Annotated in this window: 1 protein-coding gene; it reads right to left on the bottom strand. The window is 58.4% G+C overall.

The window, feature by feature from the left end:
• Nucleotides 1-86 precede the first annotated feature (86 nt).
• On the bottom strand, nucleotides 87-1343 hold the full coding sequence (gene ltrA / locus ACGFU7_RS47990) for a group II intron reverse transcriptase/maturase (protein WP_393705115.1): 1257 nt from the start codon (nucleotides 1341-1343) through the stop codon (nucleotides 87-89).
• Between the last annotated feature and the right edge of the window lie 582 nt (nucleotides 1344-1925).

Genomic DNA, 1925 nt, shown 5'->3' with positions numbered 1-1925 from the left:
GTTGGGTCGCCCGGGGGAATTTCACCCCCGGGCTCCCACAGAACCGTGCGTAACAGTCTCCCGTTACACGGCTCTTGCCATCTTGATCACCAGAACATCGGAGTCCATGCCCACTGAGCGAAAAGACTTGGATACTGTTTCGTAACCCGCTTCCAGCACGCGTGAGCTTTCTTGAATGTCCGGAGCCGTCGATATTTCTTGCGGACCCAACGCATCAGGTAGGCATTGATGCGCGTCAGGAGGGGATGCAGAGCAGAGCGGTAGTACGCGCCGTAGTACTGCATCCAGCCACGGACGATGGGGTTGACCCACCGCGCGATCTCTTGGAGCGTCATGTGTATCCGCATGTGAATTCGCCAGGAGCGAATTTCTCTGCTGATCTTCTTCAGAGCGTTCTTGCTGATCGCAGGCAAGAAGGCGGTGAAATTCTTCCGACCCTGCTTGCTCCACGCCTCGCGGGCTTGGAATGTGTAGCCAAGGAATGTGAACGACGTGTATTCATGCGAACCCCGCCGCTTTCCATCCCTGCAATACACAATCCTGGTTTTGTCGGGATGCAGACGCAGCCCGACGTTTTCCATCCTGCGCTCCAACGCTTCCAGGACCTGACGGGCCTGGCGCTCGGAGCCGCAGTGCACGACTGCGTCATCCGCGTAGCGCTCGAACTGGATTCCCGGGAACGTCCGGGCGAGCCAGGTGTCGAACGCGTAGTGCATGAACAGGTTCGCCAGCACGGGCGAAACCGCTGAACCCTGTGGAGTCCCTCGGTCTCGTTTCTGCAAGGAGCCGTCGGGCAGTTGGAGCGGGGCGCGCAGCCACCGGTCCACATACAACTTCACCCAAACGGCGTCAGTGTGGGCCTCCACAGCCTTGACAATGAGGTCCCAACGGACGCTGTCGAAGAACTTCTGGATGTCCAGATCGATCACCCAGTCGCGCTTCCAGCAGCGGCGTCGGCACGTCTCAATCGCATCCAGGGCAGATCGCCGAGGCCGGTATCCGTACGAATCTTCATGGAAAATCGGATCCACTCGAATTCCAAGATGCCGGGCAACAACTGTTTGTGCGACCCTGTCGGCGACGGTAGGGATGCCGAGCATCCTAGTTCCGCCGCCATGCTGTTTCGGAATCTCTACACCACGCACCGGAGGAGGGAAGTAAGTCCCTGAGGACATTCGATTCCAGATCTTGTAAAGGTTTCCCTTGAGATCCTTCTCGAAGTCCGCAATGGACTGCCCGTCCACTCCTGGTGCACCCTGATTTCTTTTGACGTCCCGATAAGCCTCCACGACCTCCCACTTATAAATCTCGAACGGCTTGTTCGGAGACTTCAGCTTGTCCATCGGCTCCTCCCGGAGAACTTCCGGTTGACCAGATCCACACAGCCACAGATGACCCGGTCCCTTCGCTCCACCCCCGTTACAGGGGCTTCAGCACTACTACGGGCCGGTCCGCCAGCGTGTCTCGCGACGGTACTCAGCTCCTCGCGGTTCATCCGCTTGGAGAGCTCCCTATCGCGCCCCTATTTGGGACGCCGTATCAAGACACGCCTTCCCACGTTCCATGCAAGAGCAGCAGAACAGGCTCACGCCACCTTCATGCCGGACACCGCCTGGCCAGTAAACGGGTTTCCGCCAGACTTATCCCGGGCGCCAAACGATAACTCCCGGTTTTGATGCCGCTTAATTCGATAACGACACTTCTGCAGTGGTTCACTTGCGTTCGTCTTCCTGTTCCCCACCTGACGCCTCTTGGACGCCTTTTCCACATCGCTCACCACGACGGTCTTTAGCCAACGCAGCATGTGGCAGTTTGAAGCCTCCCCCCGCAGGGCGGCTCCGAAGGGCCATACCTTCATCTCTTGCACAGCACCGCTTTCAGAACTTCGCCTACATAAAGCTCCTCTCAGCGTTCGTGGCACACCG

Source organism: Streptomyces sp. NPDC048473 (assembly GCF_043200155.1).
In the GTDB taxonomy this organism is placed as follows: domain Bacteria; phylum Actinomycetota; class Actinomycetes; order Streptomycetales; family Streptomycetaceae; genus Streptomyces.
Note: the sequence above shows the minus strand (reverse complement) of the source record. Positions and strands in the feature narration are given on the sequence as shown.